The organism is Pseudomonas sp. lyk4-R2A-8, assembly GCF_030209095.1.
GTDB lineage: Bacteria > Pseudomonadota > Gammaproteobacteria > Pseudomonadales > Pseudomonadaceae > Aquipseudomonas > Aquipseudomonas quebecensis.
On the sequence record NZ_JARVSS010000003.1, the window covers coordinates 87,308 to 114,131 of the forward strand.

Consider the following 26,824-nt stretch of genomic DNA (forward strand, 5'->3'; position numbering starts at 1 on the left):
TGTGGGAGCGGGCAAGCCCCCTCCCACCTTTGATCTTCATTGACAGTTCAGTAGCGTCAACTCTGACCAAGCGCCAGGCACGAGGCCACAGCATGCAAATCAAACTCGCCAACCCCCGTGGCTTCTGCGCCGGCGTGGACCGGGCGATCGAAATCGTCAACCGCGCTCTGGAAGTCTTCGGGCCACCGATTTATGTGCGTCACGAAGTCGTGCACAACAAGTTCGTGGTCGAAGATCTTCGCGCCCGCGGCGCGATCTTCGTCGAGGAACTCGACCAGGTGCCGGACGACGTTATCGTTATCTTCAGCGCCCATGGCGTTTCCCAGGCCGTGCGCAGCGAAGCGGCGGGCCGAGGCCTGAAAGTCTTCGATGCCACCTGCCCACTTGTCACCAAAGTTCATATCGAAGTGGCGCGTTACAGCCGCGACGGCCGCGAATGCATTCTGATCGGCCATGCCGGCCACCCCGAAGTTGAAGGCACCATGGGCCAGTATGACGCCGGCAACGGTGGCGCCATCTACCTGGTCGAAGACGAGAAGGACGTGGCCAACCTGCAGGTGCGCAATCCGGAGCGTCTGGCGTTCGTGACTCAGACCACCTTGTCCATGGACGACACCAGCCGCGTCATCGACGCCCTGCGCACGCGCTTTCCGGCGATCGGCGGGCCGCGCAAGGACGACATCTGCTACGCCACGCAAAATCGCCAGGATGCGGTCAAGCAATTGGCCGATGAGTGCGACGTTGTCCTGGTGGTTGGCAGCCCGAACAGCTCCAACTCCAATCGCCTGCGTGAGTTGGCCGAGCGCATGGCCACCCCGGCGTACCTGATCGACGGTGCCGAAGACCTGCAGCGCGATTGGTTCGATGGCATTGAGCGTATTGGCATCACGGCGGGTGCTTCAGCCCCGGAAGTGCTGGTGCGTGGCGTTATCCAGCAATTGCACGCGTGGGGTGCGACCGGCGCCGATGAGCTGGCCGGGCGTGAGGAAAACATTACTTTCTCCATGCCCAAGGAGCTGCGGGTTCGCTCGCTGCTCTGAGCGCGAGGTTGCCCGAGTAACCGCGGCACAAGGCCTGTTCGGCCTTATCGCTGCGCAGGCTGATGCGCCCGCTGGGCGCCAGCACTATCTGGTGCAGGCTGCGGGCGTTTTGCGTGTCGCACACATGCACGGTGCCGGCGCGAAACCCTCCCCCCGAAAATACCGGTTCGCCCAGCCCGCTGAAGCGTACCTGGTTCTTCAACGGCCCGTTGCCTACAAGCGGTATGCGTCCGTTGTCCTGACGCTCCAGCAGGATCGGGTTGTCATCGTCCAGATGGCCGCGCCCGCTCACGTCGACAATGATCCGCCAACCGTGGCTCCAATCGCTGTTCAGGGCATGAATGACCACCGGTCGATTGCGTGCGATGGCCTCGGCGCGTGCGAAGCGCAGTCCGTTTGCCAATGAGTGTGCTGCGCCTTGCCGCTGCTGTGATTCCAGCAGGTGCTTGAAACCGGGTACGGTGATGTGAGCCAGAATACCGCTCACGATCAGCCCGAGCAGCAATTCGATCAGGGTGAATCCTCGTTGTTTCATGGGTTGTCCCTCCGTGGACGCGGCTGAATATGTCAGGTGCAGACCAAGGTATAGCGCCTGGGGCTCGGCCTTGGATGATGGCCTTTATGTCCAAAGTATTTCCCTTTGTTCCTGGCGCGGCACGGGCGAAAAGCTGGCGCTAGTCTTGGGTCGCACAGCAGGTTTTTGCCTGCTCTCTTTCGACCCTCGACACGGATGACGATGGTGATGCTCGCTTATTCCAACGCTTATTTTTTTGTTGCATTACCGCGGCACCAAGCCGGCACGACACTGATCGAGGTCCTGGTAGCGGTACTGATTCTTGGCGTTGGCCTGCTGGGCGCGGCGGTTATCCAACTCAACGCGTTGAAGTCCACCGACAGTTCGAGAATGACCAGCCAGGCCAGCTTTATTGCCTACGATATGCTCGACCGAATCCGTGCCAACGCCGGTGCCGACTACGCGTGGGGCCGTGCCGCGCGGGCCCCGGCCAGTGTTGCCGGCGCGAGCGTGCGCGACCTCGATCTGCACGATTTCGAGGCCAATATCCTGGGGTTCGCCGGGGAGAGCGGCGCAGGGGCGGTGGTCGTCAATGCTCATGACGTGACTGTCAGTATCAGTTGGGATGACAGCCGAGGCAGCGGCATCCCCGGCACGCGCGAAACCTTCACGTTGACCAGTCGCCTCGACGCCGATGTGGAGGGCATGCGATGAACCCGTTCATTCGCGGTTTCAGCCTGGTGGAATTGCTGCTGGCCATGACGCTGGGCTGGGTGCTGGTGGCTGGCGTCAGCCAGGTTGCAATCTCTTCCCGAATGACACACGCCAGCCAACAGGCAGCGATGTTGTTGCAGGACGATGCGCGGTTCGCACTCGGCAAGATGGTTCAGGATATTCGCCAGGTCGGCATGTTCGGTTGCCTGGCCAGCGCTGGCATCGAGCACGCTCCACCGGCCTTTGATCGGCCCGTAAGCTGGAGCGCCGTTGCAGGTTCCAAATCGCTGACCCTGGTCACCGCCAGCGTAGGTGACGGCGCCGGCAGGCCGGACTGGACGGTGCTCTCCGACTGTACGGGCACCGCCCAGGCTTATGCCGGGCATTCACCTGTTCCCGGCCCTGGGCAGATGCGTTTCGCGGTACGCCAACTCACCTACACCTACGAAGCGGGTCAATTGAAGGTCAGTACGCCGGCCGCGCCAGCCAAGGCGGTGCTGGTGGATAACGTGCGGGCGTTCGAGATCAGTTTCGGCGTGGCCGCCGACCCGGCATCGACGCAGGTGGCTCGTTACGACGCCAGCCCGGCCGACGACTCGTTGATACGCAGCGTGCGTATTCAAATGACGCTGCAGGACCCGACCGCTCGCGTCAAGGATCAAACGTACAGTGTCGTTGCGGCGCTGCGTAATCGTCTGGGGTAGGGCGACCATGGAACGCACCGCAAGTATTCATCTTCGCCAGGCAGGCATGGTGCTGCTGTTCAGCCTGGTTTTCCTGCTGCTGTTATCGCTGATCGGCCTTTCCTCGATGCAAGCGGTGGTGGCCCAGCAAAAAATGGCCGCCAGCTTCTGGCATCGCAACCAGTCGCTGCAAAGCGCCGAGAGCGGCTTGAGGTTTGGAGAGTGGAGCATACGGCGCAGCGGCGTGGGGTTGCCGCCGTGTTCTTCGCCGGTCACCTGCGCCCCGCCGGAGGAGGCGTTTACAGTCATGAATGCTGGGACGCACCCGGTTTCGGCGATTACCTGGGTCGCGATTAAGGGCGGTCTTTATGGCGTTCAGTCATTGGGTGCTGGCGTGGGGATTGTGCATTTACCGGCGCTGACACCGGCCGCGCTCTATCGCGTGACGGCAGTGGGCCTCAATGGTCAGTCGCGCACCGTGCTGGAAAGCGTGTATGCGCGGGTGGATGGGGAGGGCGGCTCACGATTTCGGCGGGTGTCCTGGCGGCAACTTCAATAAGGAGCAAATGCAATGGGCAAGGAAAGCCGAGGTTTTACCCTGATTGAGCTGCTGGTCGGCGTGGTGCTCATCGCGCTGCTGGCCGGGATTGCTTACCCCGGTTACACCGGCCATGTGAGAACAGCCTACCGTGCGCAGATCGTCGCCTTACTGACTGAGCAGGCACACGAGCTGGAGCGTTTTTATACCAGGAACGGCACTTTTATTGATGCAGGCGGCGTCAGTGCCGGTAATGATCGCTATAGAATCACCGTCGTATTGAACCCTCAGGATTTCCATCTGCTGGCTACGCCTGTGGCTGACTCGCTCATGGTCGGCGACGCTTGCGGCGAATTCAGCCTGACCAGCACCGGCGCGAGGAGCAATCCAGGTGCGCAGCCGGAGATGTCGCGCCAGGCGTGCTGGGGGCAATGATGCAAATGCTGGATGATTGGGCGCCGGGTGCGCTTGTTCCTATTTATCGGCTGGATCAAATGATGGCTAAGCAACAGCGGGTAGTGATTGTCGGTGGCGGAGTCATCGGCTTGTTGACGGCGTTCAACCTGGCGAACCAGGGCCAGGCGGTGGTGCTGCTGGAGCGCGCCGGCGTAGGGCAGGAGTCTTCATGGGCAGGCGGCGGCATTGTTTCGCCGCTGTATCCGTGGCGCTACAGCCCGGCGGTCACGGCGTTGGCCCATTGGTCGCAGGATTTCTACCCGCAATTGGCCGAACGCCTGTTTGACGCGACGGGCGTCGACCCGCAGGTTCACATCACCGGCTTGTACTGGCTCGATCTGGACGACGAGGCTGAGGCCCTGGCCTGGGCCGCGCGGGAGGGGCGCCCGCTGAGCAAGGTGGATGTATCGGCCGCCCATGATGCCGTCCCCGTGTTGGGCGACGGGTATTCCCAGGCGCTGTACATGGCCGATGTGGCCAACGTGCGTAACCCGCGCCTGGTCAAATCCCTCAAGGCCGCACTGCTGGCGTTGCCTGGCGTGGCGGTTCGCGAACACTGCGAGGTTGCCGGTTTTGTCGTGGAGCACGGTCGCGTAGTGGGTGTTAATACAGCTGATGGTCCGATCCTTGGGGATACGGTAGTACTGGCGGCCGGGGCATGGAGCGGGGAACTGCTGGGTACGTTGGGCTTGTCGCTGCCGGTTGAGCCGGTCAAGGGCCAGATGATTCTGTACAAGTGTGCTTCGGACTTCCTGTCCTGCATGGTCCTGGCCAAGGGCCGTTATGCAATTCCGCGACGGGATGGGCATATTCTCATCGGCAGCACCCTGGAACACGAAGGCTTTAATAAGGCGCCTACCGACACTGCGCTGCAAAGCCTTAAAGCTTCCGCCGTCGAGCTGATCCCCGCGTTGGCGGACGCTGAAGTGGTAGGGCACTGGGCCGGCTTGCGGCCCGGCTCGCCGGAAGGCATTCCCTTTATTGGCCAGGTTCCGAATTTCGAGGGGCTGTGGCTCAACTGCGGGCATTACCGCAATGGCCTGGTGTTGGCGCCAGCCTCCTGCCAGCTATTTACCGACTTGTTGCTGGGGCGAACGCCGATTATCGACCCGGCGCCTTATGCACCCGAAGGCCGGCTCAACGCTGGATAGACTTCGGCCCCTGTTCCAGGTGCGCTTGGGTGCAATACCACTCCTGGCGCAGGCTCAGGGCTCGATCCTGCGGCACATGCACGCCGCAGTGGGCGCAGCGCACCATCAGCGCTGCATTCGGCTCGCTGGCGCGCTGCTGCCTGGCGGCCGGGCTTTTGAACTTGCGCCAGAACCATACTGCGGCAGCAATGACGGCGATCCAGAACAGAAGACGAAGCATGATGGGCAGTTTCTCTACAGGGAATGCGCCAGTTTAGCCAAGGACGTGGCAAGCGCACAGAGCAATAATGCCGGCCCATGAAAAAGGGAGCTCCGAAGAGCTCCCTTTTTTGCGTTACGCCGACGGGTCAGTCGAAGACGCCGAAGGTCATGTAGCTGAACCACGAGCGGTCCTGGTTGTTGCCCAGGGCCTGCGGTTCTTCCTCTTCGATCACGTCGCCGTTCTCGTCGTGGGGCTTGAGGTCCGAAGGAATGGCATCCTTGGCGTCCTGGAACTGCTTGATCACATCCTGGTTGGCGCGGGTTTCGCCCGGCGGCAGCGGTGGACGGGATTCGATCAGGCCCAGGGTGTACTTGCTCAGCCACGAGCGGTTGTCGGCTTCGGCAACCTGGGGCACGAACTGGCCGTCCTTCAGGCTCGGGTGATCCGGATAGTTAAGCTTGAGGGTTTCAAGGCTGGTAGTGGCCAGTTCATCCAGGTGCAGGCGCTGGTAGGCCTCGGTCATCACAGCCAGGCCATCACCCACGGATGGGGTTTCCTGGAAGTTCTCCACCACATAGCGGCCGCGGTTGGCGGCAGCGACGTACGCCTGACGGGTCAGGTAGTAGTGAGCGACATGGATCTCGTAGGACGCCAACAGGTTGCGCAGGTAGATCATGCGCTGCTTGGCGTCCGGCGCGTAGCGGCTGTTGGGGTAACGGCTGGTCAGTTGGGCGAACTCGTTGTACGAGTCGCGCGCCGCGCCCGGGTCGCGCTTGGTCATGTCCAGCGGCAGGAAGCGCGCCAGCAGGCCCACGTCCTGGTCGAACGAGGTCAGGCCCTTCATGTAGTAGGCGTAGTCCACGTTCGGGTGCTGCGGGTGCAGACGGATGAAACGCTCGGCGGCGGACTTGGCGGCTTCCGGCTCGGCGTTCTTGTAGTTGGCGTAGATCAGCTCGAGTTGGGCCTGGTCAGCGTAGCGCCCGAACGGATAGCGCGACTCCAGTGCCTTCAGCTTGGCTGTGGCGCTGGTGTAGCTATTATTGTCCAAGTCTTTCTGAGCCTGTTGGTACAGCTCGACTTCGCTCAGGTTTTCGTCGACGACTTCCTTTGTTGACGAGCAAGCAGCAGTCATGGCGAGGATGGCGATCAGCAGCAGGTGTTTCACTTGCATGGCGGCTTGCGTCCCTATGACGGCCGCTGTCTTGGGCGGGGCCGTCCTGTTATGATGAGCGCCCCGTTGAAAGCCTCGGGGCAAAAGACGCCGTATTTAACCACAAGCGCGCAGCCGAAACCAAAGGCTGTGCCACGCCTAGTCTGAGCATGTCCGATAAAATTGAACTTCGCGCAGAGGTGCCGTCCGAATTGGGCGGCCAACGCCTCGATCAAGTCGCCGCACAATTATTCGCTGAGCACTCGCGCTCGCGCCTTTCCGCCTGGATCAAAGACGGCCGCCTGACTGTGGATGGAGCGGTTATCCGCCCGCGAGACATAGTCCATGGCGGCGCGATTCTTGAGCTGACTGCCGAGCAGGAAGCCCAGGGAGAGTGGGTCGCCCAGGACATCGAGCTGGATATCGTCTATGAAGACGACGACATCCTGGTCATCAACAAACCCGCAGGCCTGGTGGTACACCCGGCGGCAGGGCACGCTGATGGCACTTTGCTCAATGCCCTGCTGCACCACGTACCGGACATCATCAATGTGCCGCGCTGCGGCATCGTGCACCGACTGGACAAGGACACCACCGGCTTGATGGTGGTCGCCAAGACCATCCAGGCCCAGACTCAATTGGTCACCCAGTTGCAGAGTCGCAGCGTCAGCCGGATCTACGAGTGCATCGTGATCGGCGTGGTGGTGGCCGGTGGCAAGATCAACGCCCCTATCGGCCGCCACGGCCAGCAGCGCCAGCGTATGGCGGTGATGGAAGGTGGTAAGCAGGCCGTGAGCCACTACCGTGTGCTGGAGCGTTTTCGGTCCCACACCCATGTGCGGGTCAAGCTGGAAACCGGTCGCACCCACCAGATTCGTGTGCATATGGCGCATATCAACTTCCCGTTGGTCGGTGATCCTGCCTACGGCGGTCGCTTCCGCATTCCGCCGGCGGCCAGCGCGACTATGGTTGAATCGCTCAAGTCCTTCCCTCGTCAGGCGCTGCATGCACGGTTCCTGGAACTGGATCATCCGACGAGCGGTAAGCGCATGAGCTGGGAATCGCCGCTGCCGGACGATCTGGTGTGGTTGCTGTCACTGCTCAAGCAGGACCGCGAGGCATTTATCGGATGAATGACTGGCTGATGCCTGACTGGCCCGCGCCGGCTCAGGTCAAGGCCTGCGTCACCACCCGTGCGGGCGGCGTCAGTCTGGCGCCGTTCGACAGCCTCAATCTGGGCGATCATGTCGAGGACAGCCTGGAGGCGGTCCTGGAAAATCGCCGGCGTCTCTCCCAAACCTTCGATATCCAGCCAGCCTGGCTGCGTCAGGTCCACGGCGTGAACGTGGTCGAAGCCGATCCCGGCCGTACTGTCGAGGCCGACGCCAGTTGGACCGGCACGCCAGGTATCGCGTGCACATCAATGACCGCCGATTGTCTGCCGGCCCTGTTCTGTAACCGCGCCGGAACGCGCGTGGCCGCCGCCCATGCCGGTTGGCGCGGCCTGGCGGCCGGCGTGCTGGAGGCGACGGTCGATAGCCTGTGCGTCGAGCCTGCCGATGTATTGGTCTGGCTGGGCCCGGCGATTGGCCCGCAGGCGTTTGAAGTCGGGCCGGAGGTGCGTGAAGTGTTCATGCAACAACTGCCGGCGACCGCCCAGGCGTTCACGCCGAGCCGCAATCCCGGCAAGTTCATGGCCGACATCTATCAACTCGCGCGCCTGCGCCTGGCTGTGCGGGGCATCAAGGCGGTCTATGGTGGCGGTTTGTGCACCGTCACCGATCCGCGCTTCTTCTCTTATCGCCGCAGTCCTCGTACGGGTCGATTCGCCTCCCTTATCTGGCTTGAGCGCTAGACTCTCCTGATCTACGTCAACTGCCGGCTGCTTGAATCTCCCAGAATCGACCACATCTATAAGGGTATCTGGCAGGTTTCTTCATTCAGGATGTGTTTATAGGTCCGGCCTGCTCAAAAGGAAGGTGACTAATGCGTATTGATCGTTTAACCAGCAAATTGCAGTTGGCCTTATCGGACTCTCAATCCTTGGCGGTGGGCCTCGACCACCCGGCCATTGAGCCTGCGCACTTGATGCAGGCGCTCCTGGAACAGCAAGGTGGTTCCATCAAGCCCTTGCTGATGCAGGTGGGCTTTGACGTCAACAGCCTGCGCAAGGAGTTGAGCAAAGAGCTCGACCAACTGCCGAAAATCCAGAACCCGACGGGCGACGTGAACATGTCCCAGGACCTGGCGCGCCTGTTGAACCAGGCCGATCGTCTGGCTCAGCAAAAAGGTGACCAGTTCATCTCCAGTGAACTGGTGCTGCTCGCCGCGATGGATGAGAACAGCAAACTGGGCAAGTTGTTGCTGGGCCAGGGTGTCAGCAAGAAAGCCCTGGAAAATGCCATCAACAACCTGCGCGGCGGCGATGCGGTAAACGACCCTAATCATGAGGAGTCGCGCCAAGCCCTGGACAAATACACCGTCGACCTGACCAAGCGCGCCGAAGACGGCAAGCTCGACCCGGTGATCGGTCGTGACGACGAAATTCGGCGCACCATCCAGGTCCTGCAGCGTCGCACCAAGAACAACCCGGTGCTGATCGGTGAACCTGGCGTGGGTAAAACCGCGATTGCCGAGGGGCTGGCCCAGCGCATCATCAATGGTGAAGTGCCGGACGGCCTCAAAGGCAAGCGCCTGTTGTCCCTGGACATGGGGGCGCTGATTGCCGGTGCCAAGTTTCGCGGTGAGTTCGAAGAACGCCTCAAATCCCTGCTGAACGAGCTATCCAAGCAGGAAGGGCAGATCATTCTGTTTATCGACGAACTGCACACCATGGTCGGCGCCGGTAAAGGCGAGGGCTCCATGGATGCGGGCAATATGCTCAAGCCGGCATTGGCCCGCGGCGAATTGCACTGCGTGGGCGCCACGACGCTCAACGAGTACCGCCAGTACATAGAAAAGGATGCGGCCCTTGAGCGGCGCTTCCAGAAAGTGCTGGTGGAAGAGCCGAGCGAAGAAGACACGATCGCGATTTTGCGTGGCCTGAAAGAGCGTTATGAGGTTCACCACAAGGTGGCGATTACCGATGGCGCGATTATAGCGGCGGCCAAATTGAGCCATCGCTATATCACGGACCGCCAGTTGCCCGACAAGGCGATTGACTTGATCGACGAAGCGGCCAGCCGTATTCGTATGGAGATCGACTCCAAGCCGGAAGTGCTCGACCGTCTGGATCGGCGCTTGATTCAACTGAAGGTCGAATCCCAGGCCCTCAAGAAGGAAGAGGACGACGCGGCGAAGAAACGCCTGGAAAAACTCCAGGAAGAAATCGTGCGCCTGGAGCGTGAGTACTCGGACCTCGAAGAAATCTGGACCTCGGAGAAAGCCGAAGTGCAGGGCTCTGCGCAGATCCAGCAAAAGATCGAGCAGTCCCGCCAGGAACTGGAAGCTGCGCGCCGTAAAGGCGACCTGAACCGCATGGCCGAGTTGCAGTACGGGGTTATCCCCGACCTGGAGCGCAGCCTGCAGATGGTCGACCAGCATGGCCATAGCGAGAACCAGTTGTTGCGCAGCAAAGTGACCGAGGAAGAAATTGCCGAGGTCGTCTCCAAGTGGACCGGCATTCCTGTGTCGAAGATGCTGGAAGGCGAGCGCGACAAGCTGATGAAAATGGAAAGCCTATTGCATCAGCGCGTTATCGGCCAGGAAGAGGCGGTGGTGGCGGTGTCCAACGCGGTGCGGCGTTCGCGTGCGGGGTTGTCCGACCCGAACCGTCCAAGCGGCTCGTTCATGTTCCTCGGCCCGACCGGTGTGGGTAAGACCGAGCTGTGCAAGGCCCTGGCTGAGTTCCTCTTCGATACCGAAGAGGCCATGGTGCGGATCGATATGTCCGAATTCATGGAGAAGCACTCGGTCGCGCGCTTGATCGGTGCGCCACCAGGCTATGTGGGCTACGAAGAGGGCGGTTACCTGACCGAAGCTGTGCGGCGCAAGCCTTACTCGGTCATCCTGCTGGATGAGGTCGAGAAGGCCCACCCGGATGTGTTCAACATCCTGCTGCAGGTGCTGGAGGATGGCCGTTTGACCGACAGCCATGGGCGTACGGTGGACTTCCGCAACACGGTGATCGTGATGACGTCCAACCTGGGCTCGACACAGATCCAGGAACTGGTCGGCGATCGCGAGGCGCAACGCGCGGCGGTGATGGATGCGTTGACCTCACACTTCCGCCCGGAATTTATCAACCGGGTCGATGAAGTGGTGATCTTCGAGCCCTTGGCGCGGGATCAGATCGCAGGCATCACCGAGATTCAGTTGGGTCGTCTGCGTGGTCGCCTGGCCGAGCGCGAGCTGTCTCTGGACTTGAGCAGCGAAGCGTTGGACAAGCTGATCGCAGTGGGCTACGACCCGGTGTATGGCGCACGGCCTCTGAAACGTGCGATCCAGCGCTGGATCGAAAACCCGCTGGCGCAGTTGATCCTCTCGGGCAGTTTCATGCCGGGAACCAGCGTCACGGCCAGCGTGGAAAACGACGAAATCGTGTTCCACTGAGGCCTGGTCGCCGGTTGAGAAGGGAAGGCCCCGCATTGCGGGGCCTTTTTTTTCGCTAGGGCGTTGAACTGTAAGGCAAAGGCTTGTAAAGTGCGCCCCGCAGCAACGTCAGCCCACGGGTTTCTTCTCCCCAAGAGGAAATCAGAAACAAGCGCAAATCATTGTCTTAAAAGCAATTTAAAGGGTTGACAGGGGTTTTTAAGATTGTAGAATAGCGCGCCTCAGAGACACGAACGTAGCGATACGCAAGGGTCGAAGAGGAAGTAAAAAGCAGTAAGTTGTACGTTTGAAGTGCTAAGTTCCGTGATAGCTCAGTCGGTAGAGCAAATGACTGTTAATCATTGGGTCCCAGGTTCGAGTCCTGGTCACGGAGCCAACTTCAAATCGGGGTATAGCGCAGTCCGGTAGCGCGCCTGCTTTGGGAGCAGGATGTCGGGAGTTCGAATCCCCCTACCCCGACCATATTTGGGTCGTTAGCTCAGTTGGTAGAGCAGTTGGCTTTTAACCAATTGGTCGTAGGTTCGAATCCCACACGACCCACCATTTTTGAAACCAGTTAGCGCTGGGATCAGATCTTAAGATCAGAGGCCAAAAGCACTGATCGAAGAAGGCGACTGAAAGGTCGCCTTTTTATTACCGGGGTATAGCGCAGTCCGGTAGCGCGCCTGCTTTGGGAGCAGGATGTCGGGAGTTCGAATCCCCCTACCCCGACCATATTAAAAATCCTCGTATCGAAAGATACGGGGATTTTTTTTGCGCGCGAAAACTATGACTATGCAAGAGGGGGCTTGCTCTCACATCGAACAAGCCCCCTCCAGACCTTACTGTCAGTGCAGCTTGAGCCTCGGCTCCGTCCCGCGTCCAATCCGGCTGCCCAGCATCAGCATTGCCGTACGAAACACGCCGTACAACGCCATCTGGTGCATGCGGTACAGCGACACGTAGAACATCCGCGCCAGCCAGCCCTCCAGCATGACACTGCCAGTCAGGTTGCCCATCAGGTTGCCCACCGCCGAGAATCGCGACAGCGAGATTAACGACCCGTAGTCAGTGTATTTGTACGACGGCAACGCCTTGCCTTCGATCCGTAGCTTGAGCGACTTGGCCAACAGCGAAGCCTGCTGATGCGCGGCCTGGGCGCGTGGCGGCACGTTTCGGTCGGTGCCTGGTTGCGGGCACGCGGCGCAGTCACCAAAGGCGAAAATATTATCGTCGCGGGTGGTTTGCAGCGTCGGCAGCACCTGTAACTGGTTGATGCGGTTGGTTTCCAGGCCGTCGATGTCCTTGAGGAAGCCCGGCGCGCGGATACCGGCGGCCCATACCTTCAGGCTGGCCGGAATCACCTGACCGCTGCTGGTGATCAGCGCATCGGCTGTCACTTCGCTGACCGCCGAATTCGTCAGCACCGTCACCCCCAGTTTCTCCAGGGTTTTATGTACCGGCGCGCCGATGCGTTCCGGCAGGGCGGGCAATACCCGCGGGCCGGCTTCGATCAGCGTGATGTGCATGTTTTCCGGCTTGATCCGGTCCAGCCCATAGGCCGCCAGCTCATGAGCGGCGTTATGCAGCTCGGCAGCCAGTTCAACGCCGGTCGCGCCGGCGCCGACGATGGCGACACTGATTTTTTCTACCACGTCAGTCTGCCCGGCATGGGCGCGCAGGTAGTGGTTTAGCAATTGCTGGTGAAAGCGCTCGGCCTGTTTGCGGGTATCGAGGAACAGGCAGTGCTGTGCTGCGCCCTCGGTGCCGAAATCGTTGGTGGTGCTGCCGACAGCGATCACCAGGCTGTCGTAGCCCAGCACGCGCGCAGGCACCAGTTCGCGGCCTTCCTCGTCGAGGGTCGCGGCCAGTTGGATTTTTTTCTGCTCGCGATCGAGCCCGCTCATGCGCCCCAGCTGGAACTCGAAGTGGTTCCATTTCGCCTGGGCGACATAATTGAGTTCGTCTTCCGAAGAGTTCAAGGATCCGGCAGCCACCTCATGAAGCAGAGGTTTCCAGATATGGGTCAGGTTGGTGTCGACCAGCGTGATGCTGGCGGTGCCGCGCTTGCCCAGAGTCTTACCCAGGCGGGTAGCCAACTCCAGGCCGCCGGCGCCGCCGCCGACGATAATAATACGATGGGTCATGGGGATATCTCGCAAGGCTAAAAGAAATCGGAGCAGTTACCCCCGCGAGCGCCAGGCAGCTCATAGCGTGAGGTAACTCAACAGGCGGCTCAGCAGACCAAGCCCGATCACGGCCACCAGCACCACACAAAGGAGCAGCCAGGGCCTGAAAGGCTTGCGCTCGACTCTGTTCTGGGAGAGTTGCAGGTACTCTTCGACACGCTGTTGGTCTTCGGGTTTCAGGCGGCTGGTCATAAAGGCCTCGTCAGGTAGACGTTGCAAAGGGGCGCCACGTTACAGCAGGGCTCAGAGGCTGATGCCCACGTCGAACACTATGCTGCGGCCCAGGTTGTTGCGCAAGAAATCCGGCGCGTCCGGATGGGCGAACAACACCCTGGCAAACGTCGGCCCCACCAGCGACAGCGAGCGCCAGCCCTGGCGCAGGTACTCGGTTGGCGGTGGGAAGTGACTGTTGAGGTCGAGCACCTCACGTTTGAGGCTCGCGAAGGCGACAAGATCCAGTTCGCCCAGGTCCATCCCGCGTTCTTTGTAGTTATGTGCCTTCTTGCGCAACGTAGGCGCCAGGCGCATCAGGAATTCATGCGCCGGAATGCGGCGCGGCTTGACCTCGCGACGTACCAGCTGACTCAGGGAAAACGCGCTGCGTCGACGTAGCAACTCATCGCGCCATTCGTCGTTCAGTCGTCGGCCCTCATCCAGCACGAAAAACACCTCGAAGCTGGCATCGCGAAACAACACGTCCGGCGGCTCTTGCCCTGCAGGGTGAAACTCCTCGGCGCGGTAGGGCACATTCAGGCCTTGCAGCAGGCGCTGGCATACCCAACGCTCACGCTCCCATTTGCGGGCATTGGATAGGAACGCATTGGCTTGTTCGGCCGCTACGGTGAGCAGGCGCAAGTAATCTGAGTCATCCATAGGTGCAGCTTAGCGTCCAAATGATGACCGCAGGAAGTCCCGCCGCAAAAGCTCGGTGTAGACTGAGATCTCCTGCAATCAAGCCAGTACGAGGAGTGAGCGGTGAGGGGTTTCGGAGGGCTTTCCTACAATCTTACGATCGCGTGTCTCCCGGCCGTGGGGCAGGTGAGGCCATGATCGGCGCCGCGGTGCTGGCACCGCAGACCCTCGCTGTCGGTTGGCTGTTGTTTGCGCCAGTGGTGGCATGGGCGGTACTGCGCTCGCCGTGGGTCGAGTTGTTGGCCGACCGACGGCGTCAGCATTTGTTGTTCGGGACGGTGTTCGCGCTGTTCATGTTGTGGCTGGTTCGGCGCGATTTCGACACCGGGGTTTCCTACCACTTCATCGGCATGACGGCTGTGACGCTGCTGCTGGACTGGCCACTGGCGATTGTCGGCGGTGTTGCCGCGCAATTGGGCCTGGTACTGCTCGGGCGCCAGGACCTGGCCGCAATCGGCGTCAATGGCCTGCTGTTGATGGTGCTGCCGGTACTGATCACAGAAGGCGTCGCGTTAAGGGTGGAGCGTGCGCAGCCACGCAATCCCTTTGTGTACATCTTCTGTTCCGGTTTTCTGGCTGCTGCGCTCTCGGCGTTGGCGTGCCTGCTGCTGGGGCTGGGGTTGCTGTGGTTCGATGGGCTTTTCGCCATGCCGGAATGGTTGGAGGACTTCATTGGTTATCTGTGGCTGATCATCTTTCCGGAAGCCTTTATCAACGGCATGGTCGTCAGTGCGCTGGTGGTGTTTTGTCCGGAATGGCTGGAGACGTTCAATCGCACACGCTACCTCTCAGCGCCCTGGAAGGACGACGATTCGCTGCGTTGATCCAGGTCAAACCGCGCGCGCCACGGCAGGCCCATGCTCTGCGAAATTTTCCAGGAGTGCGGATCATGAGTGTGTATGAGTGGGCACGGCAGGAACTTCGCAGAAGTCAGGACGCGGCCCAGGAAATCGGTTTCGACCCCGGCTTGACCCTGCGCGCCATGCTCAGCGCGGTGGTGCAGCAGAGCAAGGGCGTGCGCAGTTTCGAAGACCTGGCCGACGAGCTGCAATACCTGGCAGAAAACCTCGACGACCAGCAGGAATATGCGTTTATGCGCCCTTAGTGGCGGGGTGGCAGGTCTTCGGAAAATAATTCGTCTTCGGCGTCCGGGGCCACCGGGATCTTGTGCTCTTCGCTGGCCCAGGCGCCCAGGTCGATCAGCTTGCAACGGTCCGAGCAGAACGGCCGGTTGGGGTTGGTCGCTTTCCATTCTACGGGTGCGCCGCAGGTTGGACAGTCGACGGTCAAGGGTTGGCTCATGATCGGCCTCCACGCAAAGTAAGGTAAAAGTGGTGCAGTCGCTCGACCTCGTCGTGCAGCCAGGCGAGGTCTCTGTCATTGACCAGCACGTCGTCGGCATGGTTCAGGCGGTCTTCGCGGCTGGACTGGGCCTTGAGAATGGCCTGCACCTGCTGTTCGCTGATGCCGTCGCGCTGCAGGGTACGCTGAATCTGCAGTGATTGCGGCACGTCGATCACCAGGATGCGCTGGGTCATGCTGTACTGGCCTGATTCGATCAGCAACGGTGACACCAGAATCGCGTAGGGCGAGCGCGCCTGCGCCAGATGGCTGCGAATTTCTTCGCCAATCAGCGGGTGCAGAAGGGCTTCCAGCCAGCGGCGTTCCTCAGGGACTTCAAAGATCAGCTTGCGCAGGGCGGCACGGTCCAACCGACCATCAGGCAAGAGCACGCCGTCGCCAAAATGTTCAGCGATGCGTGCCAGTGCAGGACGCCCTGGTTCGACCACCCAACGTGCAGCGTGATCGGCATCCACCATATCGATGCCCAGATCGACAAAGTGCTGAGCCGCCGCGCTTTTACCGCTGCCGATGCCACCGGTCAGGCCGAGTATCCACGGAGTTGGAACAGAAGAAGGACTCATTGGAAACCGACAGACTGCAAATAGAAGTCGGTTATTTGACCACCCCAGAGCAACGCAATCCAGCCGGCAATCGCCAAATAGGGTCCAAACGGCATGGGTGTGGATACCTGGGCCTTGCGCAGACGCATCAGGGTCAGCCCGGCAAACACGCCGACCAATGACGCCACAAATAGCGTCATCGGCACGATTTGCCAGCCACCCCAGGCCCCGAGCAGAGCCAGTAACTTGAAGTCGCCGTGACCCATGCCGTCCTTGCCTGTGATCAGCTTGAACAGCCAGAACACCGACCACAGGCTCATGTACCCGACCACCGCGCCCCACACCGCGTCGGACAACGGCACCAGCAATACGAAATTGTTGACGATCAGACCCAGCCAAAGAAGCGGCAGCACCAGCACATCCGGCAGCAACTGATGGTCGGCATCGATCAGGCTCATCGCCAGCAGGCCCCAGGTCAGCAGCATCACCGCTGCGGCTTGCCAGCCAAAACCAAAATGCCAGGCCACCAGCGCCGACAGCACCCCGCAGGCGAGTTCGGTGAAGGGGTAACGAGCGCTGATGGTTCCTTTGCAGTGGGCGCACCGGCCCCCGAGGAGCAGGTAGCTGAGCAGCGGGATATTGTTCCAGGGGCGGATCGGCTGCTCGCAATGGGGGCAGCAGGAATTGGGGTGTATCAGGTTATAGGTCGGCCCCGTTGCTTCGGCAGGAAAACCCAGCACTTCGTGGGCCTGGGCACGCCACTCCCGTGCAAGCATCTTCGGCAGGCGCCACACCAGCACATTGAGAAAGCTGCCGACGATCAGCCCCAGCAAAGCCGTCAGCGCCACAAACAGCCAGGGGGATTCACTCAACAGCTGACTCAAAATGCGCTCCCCAATTGGAAGACCGGCAAGTACATGGCGATGACCAGCGCGCCGACAATGCCTCCCAGTACCACCATGATCAGCGGCTCCATCAGACTGGTCAGGTTATCGACCTGATTGTCTACCTCGGCCTCATAGTGGCTGGCGACCTTCTCCAGCATCAAGTCCAGCGTGCCGGACTCTTCACCGATGGCGGTCATCTGGATCGCCATGCCGGGAAACAAGCCGCTGGAGGCCATGGCGCGGTTCAGTTGCATGCCTGTGGATACATCGCGACGCATATGTTCGATTGCCTGTTTGAATGGCCTGGAACCGACGGCGCCGGCCACGGAATCCAAGGCCTGCACCAGCGGAACCCCCGCCGCGAATGTGGTTGAGAGCGTGCGGGCGTAGCGTGCCACGGCCGATTTCTGCAGCAGTTTGCCTGCCAGCGGCATTTTCAACAAACCCGCATCCAGACAGTAGCGAAAGCGTGAAGACGTTCGATGCGCCTGGCGTAGCCCCATGCACCCCGCGCCAAGCCCCAATGCGACGAGCCACCAGGCTTGTCGCATGAATTCCGACAGGGCGATGACGGCCAGGGTAAAGTCCGGCAACTGACTGCCGACGCCAGCGAACAGGCCCTGGAACTGCGGCACCACCTGCACCAGCAGCACAACGGTAACCACCCCGGCCACCGCCAGCACGGCGATGGGATACGTCATGGCTTTCTTGATCCTGGCTTTGAGCTGCTCGCTTTTTTCCAGATGAACCGCTACGCGCTCCAGCAGGGTTTCAAGCGCGCCGGCCTGTTCGCCGGCCGCTACCAGGTTGCAGTACAGCTCATCGAAATACCGCGGATGCCTGCCCAATGCGTCAGCCAGGCTGGTGCCGGCGGCGATCTGCTGTTTCAGCGCTTGCAGCAGTTCACGCACGGCCCGGTTTTCGACACCTTCGCTGATCAGGTCGAGGGCTTGCAGCAAGGCAATACCAGCCTTGAGCAATGTGGCCAGTTGACGGGTTAACAGGGCGATGTCGGCGGTGTTGATCGGCACCGCAAAACTTGGCAGCAGCAGGGCTTTCCTGCGCACACGGCTGGGGCGAATACCTTGCAGGCGCAGTTGCGCCTTGACCAGGGCCGGACTGTGCGCGGTGCTTTGCCCGCACACCCTGCGCCCTTTGCGCGTGGTGCCTTCCCAAGTGTAAGTCGTCGAAGCGTTGTTCATGTCACGGTTCCGCACACGGTCGTTGAGCTTCAAAGCTTAGTCAGGCGGTGAGTTGGGGCAGGCTGCGGCGGCGGATAAAATGTCAGAATATGCGTCTTGCACGCGATTGACGCTCGGCGGATGAGTACACTGGCGCCGCTGCACAACACGGGGCGCAGGAAGCGCCTTGTCATGAGTTCTTTTGGAGAATGAAAGTGATGCGTCAGAAAGGCTTTACTTTGATCGAGTTGTTAATCGTCGTGGCAATCATCGGCATCCTGGCCACCATTGGCCTGCCCATGTACACCACCCATCAGGCCAAGGCCAAGTTCACTGCCGGCCTGGCGGAAATCACTGCGTTAAAGGCTGGGTACGAAGACACGCTCAATCAGGGCACGGCCCCTACCGTGGCCTTGATCGGTGGCACCAGTCCTACCGCCAACTGCAAGATCGACGTGACCGGCGACGTTGCCACCGGCGCAGGTGGCATCAGCTGCGAAATCCTCGACGCGCCGGCGCCGGTCCTGGGCAAGACCATCAGCCTGACTCGCAACGCTACCAGCGGCTGGACCTGCACCACTACTGCCGAGGCCAAATACGTCGCCAAGGGCTGCGCCGCCGGCGGCGCGTGACGGTGCCTAAACCCACACGTCGAGATGGCCAATGACATTATCCGTACAGCGGCGCGGCAGTATTTTCCTGGTGCTGGCTGTGTGCCTATTGGTGGTGGGTATTTGCACGCCGTTCGGTGGGCACGATCTACAGCGGGTCATGCAGATTGCCATCGGGTTCTGCGCGGTGCTGTACGGTATTTCGGTGACGCCCACTGAACCCTGGGTGGATCGCCAGACGGCGTTGGGCCTATCGATAATCGTGGGCTTGGGCGTGACGTCTTCGCTGCTGGCCCATCAGCCGCTCTGGGCGCTGACCGAAGTGGCACTGTTCGTCAGCTGCGCAGCCATCGCGCTGGCCTTTGCATCGCTGCGCCGTCATGGCGGTGAGCCTTTGGATCGGGCGCTGCTGCTGATCGTTGTGCTGCTGTGCCTGATCAAAACGTTTCAGTACCTGTACGCCGGCGTGCTTGCGTTCGCCAGCGGCGGGCCCACGTTGAACCCGGACCTGCTGTTGTCGAGTTTTTCCAATAAGCGTTTCTACGGTCAGTTCCAGACATTCACGCTGCCGTTGCTGGCGCTTCCTCTGCTGTTACCCACCGTCTCTCGCTCACTGCGGGGCATAGCCTTTGCGTTGCTGTGCGCCTGGTGGTTGATTGCGATCAGCGGCGGTACACGCGGCACCTGGCTGGGCATGGGGGTGGCGGGAATGGTACTGGCGCTGCTCGGTCCGTGGGGGCGGCGATGGTTGGGTTGGCAGTTGGCTGCAATGCTGGGCGGCTTGTGGGTTTACTGGCTGCTGTTCACGGTGCTGGCGACCTACCTGGGGATCGAGACGTCCAATGACGCCAGCGAGCGCCTCACCACTTCACTGTCGGGGCGCGGCCCGATCTGGTGGCAGGGTTGGCAGATGGTCGCCGAGCGGCCGTGGCTGGGGTTCGGCCCGATGCATTTTGCCGATATTGCCAACAAGGTTGCCGCCCATCCGCATCAGGCTGTATTGCAGTGGGCCAGCGAGTGGGGTGTGCTTTCGACGTTGTGCGTGGCGGTTTTGGCAGGACGCAGTGGCTGGGCCACGGTTGCTGTGTTGCGTGAGCGCGCGCGCTCAAGTGAACGCGCGGACCTGCTGCGCTTATGCCTGTTTGCGGCGTTGGTGGGTGCCCTGACGCAGTCCATGGTCGACGGTGTGCTGGTGATGCCCAATTCCCAGGTCTGGCTTGCGCTGGTCGTGGGGTGGCTGATGGCGTTGCATCGTTGGCGAACACCTGCAACGGCGACTTGGCCGTTGGCCTGGACGGTGTGGAAAGTGTTGAGTGTATTGGCGATCGCGTTGCTGGTGCATGTCGCGCTGCGCGATGTGCCCCACATCAAGCAGGCCCAGCGGCAGTACCTCGACGCCACGGGCAGTTACCTGCAGCCTCGCTTCTGGGCGCAGGGTGTCATCGCCCGCTGAAGGCCGCGAGTTGCCGGACGCCCGATGCGGTGCTAGCTTTAGTCCACCGCCCGTGTAGCTCAGCCGGTAGAGCAGCGCACTCGTAACGCGAAGGTCGCAGGTTCGATTCCTGTCTCGGGCACAAAGGCAACAGCGTTTCAAGGCAACGTTTTCAGCTGATCCCAGAATGGTTCTGAAGGCCAGACGAGCCGGCATCCATGCCTGTTCTTTTGTATCTGCGCAACCTGATGTCCCAGATGCATCCCCATTCCTCGATCTAAGAGAACACCATGACCACGACCGAAATGACCCAGGCAGCGCGGCACGAAGCAGCTCTTGAACTTTACCTCAAGGAGTCGCCGCAGCTTAAAGAAGAGATCAAGGACCTGAGCGCCGATGACCAGCGCGACCAGATCCAGTGGGCATTCGAGGACGAGGCCGAAAGCCAGGGCCTGCAGCCTTGGGAATTGACCCTCAAGTACACCTCGACACCGGAAGAATTCGAAGCTCAGCGGCTGGTCCTGCACAAGGAAGCGGCCGAGGTGCTGGGCGTCGAATGGGACGAGTATTGCGAGATGAATAACCTGGTGGTTTAGATAAGAGCCGCACGCTTCAAGCTGCAAGTGTTCACTCGACTTGCTTGCAGCTTGAAATGCCTCAAATACTGAGCCGCATCGACAGATCCACCGCCTTCACATCCTTGGTCATCGCACCGATGGAGATGTAGTCCACACCGGTCTCGGCGATGGGCAGCAGGGTGCTTTCATTGATACCGCCGCTGGCTTCCAGTTTCGCCTTACCGCCGCTCAGGCGCACGGCTTCGCGCATGTCCTCCAGGCTCAACTCATCAAGCATGATGATGTCGGCGCCCGCCGCCAATGCTTCGCGTAACTCTTGCAGACTTTCCACCTCGATTTCCACTGGCTTGCCGGGGGCGATCCTGTGCGCGGCAGTGATGGCCTGCGCAATGCCCCCGCAGGCCGCGATGTGGTTTTCCTTGATCAGGAACGCATCGTACAAACCGATGCGATGGTTGTGGCAGCCCCCGCAGGTCACGGCGTATTTCTGCGCCAGGCGCAAGCCCGGCAGGGTTTTGCGCGTATCCAGCAATTTGACTGGAGTGCTGGCGACGAAGTCCGCCAGGAACCGGGCGCGTGTGGCGACTCCGGACAGCATTTGCAGGAAGTTCAGCGCACTGCGTTCGCCGCTGAGCAGCGAGCGCGCCGGGCCCTCTAGGTGGAACAATGCCTGATTGGGGCTGACGCGCTCGCCATCGGCCACCTGCCAATGCACGGCGACCCGAGGGTCCAACTGGCGGAACACCGCGTCCACCCACGCCGTGCCGGCGATCACCGCTGCGTCGCGAGTAATGATGGTGGCCTTGGCCAGCCGTTCGGCAGGGATCAGCTGCGCGGTGATGTCTCCACTGCCGATGTCCTCCAGCAGCGCACGGCGCACGTTGGCTTCAATTTCGGCGGTGAGGTCGGCAAGACGCAGATTCGGCATAACAGGCTCCACAAACAAAGTGCCTCGATTATAGGGGGTGTGTGCCTGCGAACCCAGCGGCCTGCTGATTTATGCGCGAATGTCAGAGCGTGCTGGCGTAACCCCCCTCGTTTGCAAGATAATCTCGCGCCTTGCAATTGGCGTCATAGCTTTGACGTCCTGGTGGTGGCCGGCTTTTGCCAGCGTGCGTGCTGGCGCGCAGCCGGTCCCGCCCCATTCGATACCGCCGTCTCAGGAGGCCAGGATGCACAATGACGGAAAGGTGGTGCCGATCAACAAGGCGCACGCCACGCCATCGCCGCTCGCCCGCCTGCCGGTTGTGTTGCTGCAGGTTCGCGACAAGGCGGCGCAGCAGCTGCAGCAGGGCTTGCAGGACCTGTTCGATAACGCCGACGACACCTTGTTTGAAATGGCCGACAAGGCCCGCAGCAACGTCGACCACCATATTTTCTTTGAGGCCATGCGCGACCTGCGCCTCAAGCGCAAGAATTTCGAGCGCGTGTTCATGGAGCGCCTGTTCGCGGCCTTCGCCAGCCTGGGCGAAGCCGGGCGCGGTGAGCTGCAACTGGTGCCGCTGGTGTCTTACGAAGCGGCGCCCACGACGCCCCGCGATGCACTGGAAAAAGCCGTGGCACTGGAGGCCATGCTCGAGCGTGTGCGGCATCGCGACGGGCTGGCGCTGGCGCAGCTCACCGCACGGCTGAGCGCCGTGTTGGGCAGTCACCTGGCCGAATGTGAAAACCCCCTGGGGCCGGCGCTGCTCTGCGAATGCTTCCTGCAGGCGGGGCGCAGCCTTGGGGTGGAAATCCGCGTCAAGCTGATCATGCTCAAACTCTTCGAAAAATACGTCCTCAGCGATGCCGATCAACTGTATGGCGAAGCCAATCAGTTGCTGGTCGCCACCGGCGTGCTGCCTGAACTCAAGGCTGCGCCGTCGCGGCGCGCGGGTGAGCGTGCCGCTCGTGAGCAGCGGCACGAAGAGGCGTTGCCGCCCACCGAGTTGCCCGTCGACGAGGGCGGCCAGCAAGCCTTCGCTGCGCTGCAAACCTTACTCAAAGCCGTGCGCGGCAGTGTGGCGCCGACCCTGGAAGCCAGTCACCAACCGCAGCCCATCGCCACCCGCGACCTGTTGCGACTGTTGTCCCATTTGCAGCAGTACGTGCCGACGCCGCAGGTCGAGGACGAGTTCGATCTGCGCAACCAGCTTGAGCAATTACTCACCCGCGTCAGCGTCAAGAGTGGCAAGTCGCGGGTGGTGGAAGAAGCCGACGAAGACGTGATCAACCTGATTGCGCTGGTGTTCGAATTCATCCTCAGCGACTGCACCGTCCCCGATACCTTCAAGTCATTGATCGCTCGCCTGCAGATTCCGATGCTGAAAGTGGCGGTGCTGGACAAGGGCTTTTTCAGCCACGCCAGCCATCCGGCGCGACGCCTGCTCAATGACATCGCCGCCGCGACCATGGGCGCCAGCGTGGGAGAAGACGAGCCGCGCGACCCCCTGTACCTGCGCGTCGAGCAACTGGTGCAGCGCTTGCTCAACGAGTTTGTCGACGACCCGGCGATTTTTTCCCAATTGCTCACCGAATTCAGGGCCTTTACCGCCGACGAACAACGGCGCAGCGCGCTGCTCGAACAGCACACCCGCGAAGCCGAACAAGGCCGCGTACGCACCGACGAGGCGCGTCAGCGGGTGGCCGATGCGCTCAATCGGCGGCTGCTGGGCAAAGTACTGCCGCAGGTGGTGGTGCAGTTCCTGCAACAGGCCTGGAGCCAGGTGCTGTTGCTGGCCAGCCTCAAGCATGGCGAGCAGTCGGTGCACTGGCAGGCGGCCTTGCGCACCATGGACGACCTGATCTGGAGCGTCGGCCTGCACGACGACACCGAAGCCGGCCGGCGTTTGCTGGAGCAGTTGCCTGGCCTGCTCAAGGCGCTGCGCGATGGTTTGAACAGCGCCGCGTTCGATCCTTTCAGTGCCCGAGAATTCTTCGTGCAGCTGCAGGCGTTGCATGTGCAACCGGCCGAGCGCATCGACGGGTTGATCGAAGTGCGCGAGCCTTTCGTGCTTGGCACGTTGCCAGGCGAGCCGGCGATCGACCTGCCATCCGACGATCCCGATCTGCTCAAGGTCCATTCACTTCGGGTCGGCGCCTGGATCCTGCGTCAACAGGACGCCACCGTTGCCTTGCGCTGCAAGCTCGCCGCCATCCTGGCACCGGCCAATACCTATGTGTTCGTCAACCGCGCGGGGCTCAAGGTGCTGGAGCAAAGCCCCGGCCAACTGGCGCTGGCATTCAAGCAGGGCAGTTTGCAGGTGCTGGATGACAGCCCACTGTTCGAACGCGCGCTGGCCGCGGTGGTTGACAGGCTGCGGCAACTCAATCACGCCAAGTGATCGCAACCACGGGGTCGAACGCGGCATACTGGTCATCTGTTGTCCCGTTCAAGGAACCTGTATGCAGTTGGACCCCGCCAGCGGTTGGTGCCAGGGCATTGCTCATTGCCCCTCGCCCAACTTCAACGAGCGCCCCGCAGGCGAGATTTCACTGCTGGTGGTGCATAACATCAGCCTGCCACCGGCTCAGTTCGGCACCGGCAACGTGCAGGCTTTTTTCCAGAATCGCCTGGATGTCACGGAACATCCCTACTTTGAAGGGATTGCCGACCTACGGGTCTCTGCGCATTTTCTGATTGAGCGCGACGGCGCGGTGACGCAGTTTGTGTCCTGCCGCGACCGGGCCTGGCATGCCGGTATTTCGCGGTTCGAAGGACGGGAAACCTGCAACGATTTTTCCCTGGGCATCGAACTGGAAGGCACGGATGACCTGCCGTACACGGATGCCCAGTATGCGTCGCTGACCGAGCTGACCCGGCAATTGCTGACGGCTTATCCGGACATCACCGCGCAACGCATTTGTGGTCACAGCGATATTGCCCCGGGACGCAAGACCGATCCCGGCCCCGCTTTTGATTGGGCGCGCTTTCGCAGCGCCCTGCAGGATGGAGGACACACCTGATGAGTTTCCTGGTACTGGTGCTGGCTGTATGGATCGAGAAGTTCTCGGCCCTGCGTCATCGGTTGCAGCGCGATGGCGGCTGGCTGCGCGAACTGGCCAGGCTGGAATCGAGCCCGCGCCTGGCACAGCGGCCCTGGCTGATCCTGACGTTACTGGTGCTGCTGCCGGTGGCCGTGCTGGCGCTGTTGCTGATGGTGCTGGAACCGGTGGCCTATGGTTTGCTGGCACTGCCGGTGCACCTGCTGGTGGTGATCTACAGCCTGGGCCGTGGCGATCTGCTGGCTGATCTGGGGCCGTTCCGCGACGCCTGGCGGCGCGGCGACCTGCAGGCCGCCGAACATGTGGCCGAGCGCGACTTGGCGCTGGCTGCCGACAGCGGCGAGCAACTGCTCGAGCGCGTGCAGGGCCATCTGTTGTGGCAGGCTTACCAGAGTTTTTTTGCGGTGATCTTCTGGTATTTCCTGCTCGGCCCGGTGGCCGCCCTGGCCTATCGTCTGCTGGCACTGGCCAGCGAGCACAGCCTCAACCCTTTGGTTGCCGAACGCGCCGGGCAACTGCGCCACGCGTTCGACTGGCTGCCGGTGCGCTTGCTGGCGGCCAGCTTTGCCTTGGTAGGCAACTTCGTCGCGGTCAGCCGAGTGATGCTCCACGAGTTGCTGAGCTGGGACATCAGCGCAGCCCAACTGGTAGAGAAAGTCGGCCTGGCCGCCGCCGAAATCCCGGCTCCCGCAGTAGGCGCCGAGGGCATCAACAGCCTCGACCGGTTATGGGAACTGCTGCTGCGTGCCGCCGTGCTGTGGTATGCCGGTTTCGCCATCTGGACCGTCTTGCCATAACGGCTATACGCGATACCGTGGGAGCGCGCCGGCTCCCACGGGTTGTTAACCTTAAGTTACAAAACTCCCTGTTGAATTGAGCTATATAGACAGAGCGCCACTAGTGGCCTTCTGCCGCGCTCCTGCGCCCTTAATAAAAATAAAAGAAAAGGGAGTTCACCTGTGAAGAGCTTGCTCTATCCCGCCGTCGCGCTGATGAATCGCCTGAGTTTCGGTATGAAGTTCAGCCTGATCAGCGTGTTGTTCCTGTTGCCGATGCTGGCGACCAACGCGTTCCTGGTGCGTGACGCCTGGCGCGAATTCCAGGGCACTCGCGTCGAACTGCAAAGCCTGGATGTACTCGGCAGCAGCCTGGCCCTGCGCCGCGACCTGGAAACCCTCAACAACCAGGTGCAGATCAATGCCACGCTCGGCCAGTCCGCCAAGGTTGGGGATCTTGAAAGCACGATCAGCGCCCTGGAACAGAGCGTGCTGAGCCGTTTGCAGGGCCTGGCGCCCATAAGCGTCGACCCGGAGCACGTCGCGGTGTTTGCAGCCAAGCGCGCTGAATTGCTCGATGCCTTCAAGGCCCAGCAACAGGAAACCTCGCTACTGAGTAAAAGCGCGCTGATCGGCAAACTGCTGAACAAAGCGCAGATGCTCGGCCAGATCATCGCCAGTCAAGCCGGGCTGAGCCGCGATCCCCAAAGCGATTTGCGCCAACTCAGCGACTTGATCACCAGCGTCACGCCGCAGGTAAGCCAGACGCTGGGGGAGGGGCGCGCGATGGGAGCCTTTTCCCTGGGGCAAGGTTTTCTCAACTCATCATCCAGCACTCGCTTTGATGAACTGCTGCAGCAGCTGGAAAAACTCCACGCCGAGTACGCCTTGAAACTGCAGGATGCGCTGGGCTCCAGCAGTGCCGCGCACACGGCGCTCGACGGCCTGGCCAAGGCCAGCAATGCCAGCCTCAAGCAGGGCAGCGAGTTGTTCGAAGAACGGGTGGTCATGGCTGAAACCCTCGACGCGTCCTGGCAGGGTTTTTATGACGATGTCAGCCAACTGATGGCCAAAACCTATGAACTCGATGAGGCCACCCTGGGATTTCTCGATCAGCAGTTGCAGCAACGCCTGGCGCAGAAGCGCCTGCATATGGTGGTGCTGGTGTCGGCGCTGACGGCGGTGTTTTTGCTGATCTTTTACTTGTACGCCGGTTTCTACGCCTCGACGCGCACCACGTTGCGGCACTTGGGCCAGATGATGGACGACGTGGCGGCCGGCGACATGACTGTCACCTTTGTGGCGCGCAGCCGCGATGAGCTGGGCGAACTCGGCCAGGTATTCAACGGCACCGTGGCAAAAATCCATGACTTGATCGAGCGTGTCGGCCAC

28 protein-coding genes, 5 tRNA genes and 1 pseudogene are annotated in these 26,824 nt (G+C 61.2%); 23 read left to right on the top strand and 11 right to left on the bottom strand.

All coding sequences use genetic code 11. From position 1 onward, the window contains the following. Positions 1-92: 92 nt before the first annotated feature. The gene (ispH, locus tag QRN10_RS03800) at positions 93-1,040 is read left to right on the top strand and encodes a 4-hydroxy-3-methylbut-2-enyl diphosphate reductase (RefSeq protein ID WP_181079625.1); all 948 of its coding nucleotides are present in this window, start codon (positions 93-95) and stop codon (positions 1,038-1,040) included. Here ispH and QRN10_RS03805 read toward each other — a convergent pair. Beyond that, a complete protein-coding gene (locus tag QRN10_RS03805) occupies positions 994-1,575 on the bottom strand; it encodes a GspH/FimT family pseudopilin (RefSeq protein WP_285427870.1) in 582 nt (193 codons plus the stop codon). The two genes, ispH and QRN10_RS03805, sit on opposite strands and share 47 nt — an antisense overlap. A gap of 207 nt (positions 1,576-1,782) precedes the next feature. On the opposite strand from QRN10_RS03805, the gene pilV reads away from it, so the two are divergent. The 5 genes from pilV to thiO all read left to right on the top strand — a co-directional run bounded on the left by pilV (position 1,783) and on the right by thiO (position 5,096). Continuing rightward, positions 1,783-2,268 carry a type IV pilus modification protein PilV gene (gene pilV / locus QRN10_RS03810; protein WP_253510408.1) on the top strand — a complete coding sequence of 162 codons (486 nt, stop codon included), beginning with the start codon at positions 1,783-1,785 and terminating at the stop codon, positions 2,266-2,268. Continuing rightward, a complete protein-coding gene (locus QRN10_RS03815) occupies positions 2,265-2,972 on the top strand; it encodes a PilW family protein (protein ID WP_285427871.1) in 708 nt (235 codons plus the stop codon). The genes pilV and QRN10_RS03815 overlap by 4 nt, the downstream gene beginning before the upstream one ends. A gap of 7 nt (positions 2,973-2,979) precedes the next feature. Beyond that, positions 2,980-3,510 (top strand): pilus assembly PilX family protein, encoded by a 531-nt coding sequence (locus QRN10_RS03820; RefSeq protein WP_285427872.1) that lies wholly within the window; start codon positions 2,980-2,982, stop codon positions 3,508-3,510. Between the two features lie 12 nt (positions 3,511-3,522). After that, complete coding sequence (locus QRN10_RS03825) at positions 3,523-3,924, top strand: type IV pilin protein (RefSeq protein WP_285427873.1); 402 nt, start codon at positions 3,523-3,525, stop codon at positions 3,922-3,924. 62 nt (positions 3,925-3,986) lie between these two features. Then, positions 3,987-5,096, top strand: coding sequence for a glycine oxidase ThiO (gene thiO / locus QRN10_RS03830; RefSeq protein WP_253510416.1), 1,110 nt, complete (start codon positions 3,987-3,989; stop codon positions 5,094-5,096). On the opposite strand, the gene QRN10_RS03835 is transcribed toward thiO, so the two are convergent. Beyond that, a complete protein-coding gene (locus QRN10_RS03835; RefSeq protein ID WP_181079631.1) occupies positions 5,083-5,316 on the bottom strand; it encodes a PP0621 family protein in 234 nt (77 codons plus the stop codon). The genes thiO and QRN10_RS03835 overlap by 14 nt on opposite strands. A 127-nt stretch (positions 5,317-5,443) precedes the next feature. Continuing rightward, positions 5,444-6,469 (bottom strand): outer membrane protein assembly factor BamD, encoded by a 1,026-nt coding sequence (locus QRN10_RS03840; protein ID WP_169867962.1) that lies wholly within the window; start codon positions 6,467-6,469, stop codon positions 5,444-5,446. A 149-nt stretch (positions 6,470-6,618) separates the two neighbouring features. Between QRN10_RS03840 and rluD the strand changes: the two genes are divergently transcribed. The 7 genes from rluD (at position 6,619) to QRN10_RS03875 (ending at position 11,713) form a co-directional block, all read left to right on the top strand. After that, positions 6,619-7,581: a 23S rRNA pseudouridine(1911/1915/1917) synthase RluD gene (gene rluD / locus QRN10_RS03845; RefSeq protein ID WP_024073341.1), complete on the top strand. Its 963-nt coding sequence runs from the start codon at positions 6,619-6,621 to the stop codon at positions 7,579-7,581. After that, on the top strand, positions 7,578-8,303 hold the full coding sequence (pgeF, locus tag QRN10_RS03850) for a peptidoglycan editing factor PgeF (protein ID WP_253510418.1): 726 nt from the start codon (positions 7,578-7,580) through the stop codon (positions 8,301-8,303). Before rluD ends, pgeF begins: the two co-directional genes overlap by 4 nt. Before the next feature lie 131 nt (positions 8,304-8,434). Then, positions 8,435-10,999, top strand: a complete 2,565-nt coding sequence (gene clpB / locus QRN10_RS03855) for an ATP-dependent chaperone ClpB (protein ID WP_181079633.1) — start codon at positions 8,435-8,437, stop codon at positions 10,997-10,999. A gap of 300 nt (positions 11,000-11,299) precedes the next feature. After that, positions 11,300-11,375: transfer RNA gene (locus QRN10_RS03860), tRNA-Asn, on the top strand. A gap of 9 nt (positions 11,376-11,384) precedes the next feature. Then, positions 11,385-11,461 (top strand) — tRNA-Pro (locus QRN10_RS03865). Positions 11,462-11,466: 5 nt separating this feature from the next. Then, a tRNA-Lys gene (locus QRN10_RS03870) sits at positions 11,467-11,542 on the top strand. Between the two features lie 94 nt (positions 11,543-11,636). Beyond that, positions 11,637-11,713 (top strand) — tRNA-Pro (locus QRN10_RS03875). A gap of 113 nt (positions 11,714-11,826) precedes the next feature. Here QRN10_RS03875 and QRN10_RS03880 read toward each other — a convergent pair. Genes QRN10_RS03880 through QRN10_RS03890 form a run of 3 tightly spaced genes read right to left on the bottom strand, consistent with a single transcriptional unit; the run spans position 11,827 to position 14,040 of the window. Further along, the gene (locus QRN10_RS03880) at positions 11,827-13,125 is read right to left on the bottom strand and encodes an NAD(P)/FAD-dependent oxidoreductase (protein ID WP_181079634.1); all 1,299 of its coding nucleotides are present in this window, start codon (positions 13,123-13,125) and stop codon (positions 11,827-11,829) included. A 60-nt stretch (positions 13,126-13,185) separates the two neighbouring features. Continuing rightward, positions 13,186-13,359: a DUF3094 family protein gene (locus QRN10_RS03885; RefSeq protein ID WP_181079635.1), complete on the bottom strand. Its 174-nt coding sequence runs from the start codon at positions 13,357-13,359 to the stop codon at positions 13,186-13,188. A 51-nt stretch (positions 13,360-13,410) separates the two neighbouring features. Further along, a complete protein-coding gene (locus QRN10_RS03890) occupies positions 13,411-14,040 on the bottom strand; it encodes a DUF1780 domain-containing protein (RefSeq protein ID WP_285427874.1) in 630 nt (209 codons plus the stop codon). Positions 14,041-14,213: 173 nt separating this feature from the next. Here QRN10_RS03890 and QRN10_RS03895 point away from each other — a divergent pair, with 173 nt between their 5' ends. Beyond that, positions 14,214-14,903 carry an energy-coupling factor ABC transporter permease gene (locus tag QRN10_RS03895; protein ID WP_181079637.1) on the top strand — a complete coding sequence of 230 codons (690 nt, stop codon included), beginning with the start codon at positions 14,214-14,216 and terminating at the stop codon, positions 14,901-14,903. A 65-nt stretch (positions 14,904-14,968) separates the two neighbouring features. Beyond that, complete coding sequence (locus QRN10_RS03900) at positions 14,969-15,184, top strand: hypothetical protein (protein ID WP_003171680.1); 216 nt, start codon at positions 14,969-14,971, stop codon at positions 15,182-15,184. Here QRN10_RS03900 and yacG read toward each other — a convergent pair. From yacG to QRN10_RS03920, 4 genes are read right to left on the bottom strand one after another with little or no spacing between them, the layout of a single operon-like run. Continuing rightward, a complete protein-coding gene (yacG, locus tag QRN10_RS03905) occupies positions 15,181-15,381 on the bottom strand; it encodes a DNA gyrase inhibitor YacG (protein WP_181079638.1) in 201 nt (66 codons plus the stop codon). The two genes, QRN10_RS03900 and yacG, sit on opposite strands and share 4 nt — an antisense overlap. Continuing rightward, positions 15,378-16,004, bottom strand: coding sequence for a dephospho-CoA kinase (coaE, locus tag QRN10_RS03910; protein ID WP_181079639.1), 627 nt, complete (start codon positions 16,002-16,004; stop codon positions 15,378-15,380). Before coaE ends, yacG begins: the two co-directional genes overlap by 4 nt. Beyond that, a complete protein-coding gene (locus tag QRN10_RS03915) occupies positions 16,001-16,867 on the bottom strand; it encodes a prepilin peptidase (protein WP_285427875.1) in 867 nt (288 codons plus the stop codon). Before QRN10_RS03915 ends, coaE begins: the two co-directional genes overlap by 4 nt. Continuing rightward, entirely contained in the window at positions 16,864-18,072 is a 1,209-nt protein-coding gene (locus QRN10_RS03920; RefSeq protein WP_285427876.1) for a type II secretion system F family protein, read from the bottom strand. The genes QRN10_RS03915 and QRN10_RS03920 overlap by 4 nt, the downstream gene beginning before the upstream one ends. Positions 18,073-18,269: 197 nt before the next feature. On the opposite strand from QRN10_RS03920, the gene QRN10_RS03925 reads away from it, so the two are divergent. From QRN10_RS03925 to QRN10_RS03940, 4 genes are all read left to right on the top strand, one after another. Then, complete coding sequence (locus QRN10_RS03925; protein ID WP_277528140.1) at positions 18,270-18,683, top strand: pilin; 414 nt, start codon at positions 18,270-18,272, stop codon at positions 18,681-18,683. Between the two features lie 31 nt (positions 18,684-18,714). Next, complete coding sequence (locus QRN10_RS03930; RefSeq protein ID WP_285427877.1) at positions 18,715-20,115, top strand: O-antigen ligase family protein; 1,401 nt, start codon at positions 18,715-18,717, stop codon at positions 20,113-20,115. Between the two features lie 48 nt (positions 20,116-20,163). Then, positions 20,164-20,236 (top strand) — tRNA-Thr (locus QRN10_RS03935). Between the two features lie 148 nt (positions 20,237-20,384). Next, positions 20,385-20,690, top strand: a complete 306-nt coding sequence (locus QRN10_RS03940; RefSeq protein ID WP_253510431.1) for a DUF6388 family protein — start codon at positions 20,385-20,387, stop codon at positions 20,688-20,690. A gap of 61 nt (positions 20,691-20,751) precedes the next feature. On the opposite strand, the gene nadC is transcribed toward QRN10_RS03940, so the two are convergent. Continuing rightward, positions 20,752-21,600, bottom strand: a complete 849-nt coding sequence (nadC, locus tag QRN10_RS03945; protein ID WP_181079644.1) for a carboxylating nicotinate-nucleotide diphosphorylase — start codon at positions 21,598-21,600, stop codon at positions 20,752-20,754. A gap of 244 nt (positions 21,601-21,844) precedes the next feature. Here nadC and QRN10_RS03950 point away from each other — a divergent pair, with 244 nt between their 5' ends. From QRN10_RS03950 to QRN10_RS25235, 4 genes and pseudogenes are all read left to right on the top strand, one after another. Further along, complete coding sequence (locus QRN10_RS03950; RefSeq protein ID WP_285427878.1) at positions 21,845-23,995, top strand: DUF1631 domain-containing protein; 2,151 nt, start codon at positions 21,845-21,847, stop codon at positions 23,993-23,995. 61 nt (positions 23,996-24,056) lie between these two features. After that, the gene (gene ampD / locus QRN10_RS03955; RefSeq protein WP_181079646.1) at positions 24,057-24,617 is read left to right on the top strand and encodes a 1,6-anhydro-N-acetylmuramyl-L-alanine amidase AmpD; all 561 of its coding nucleotides are present in this window, start codon (positions 24,057-24,059) and stop codon (positions 24,615-24,617) included. Beyond that, positions 24,617-25,453 (top strand): regulatory signaling modulator protein AmpE, encoded by an 837-nt coding sequence (gene ampE, locus QRN10_RS03960; RefSeq protein ID WP_285427879.1) that lies wholly within the window; start codon positions 24,617-24,619, stop codon positions 25,451-25,453. Before ampD ends, ampE begins: the two co-directional genes overlap by 1 nt. A gap of 1,131 nt (positions 25,454-26,584) precedes the next feature. Then, positions 26,585-26,788 (top strand): annotated as a pseudogene (locus QRN10_RS25235) (HAMP domain-containing protein); the annotation flags it as partial. Positions 26,789-26,824: the final 36 nt, after the last annotated feature.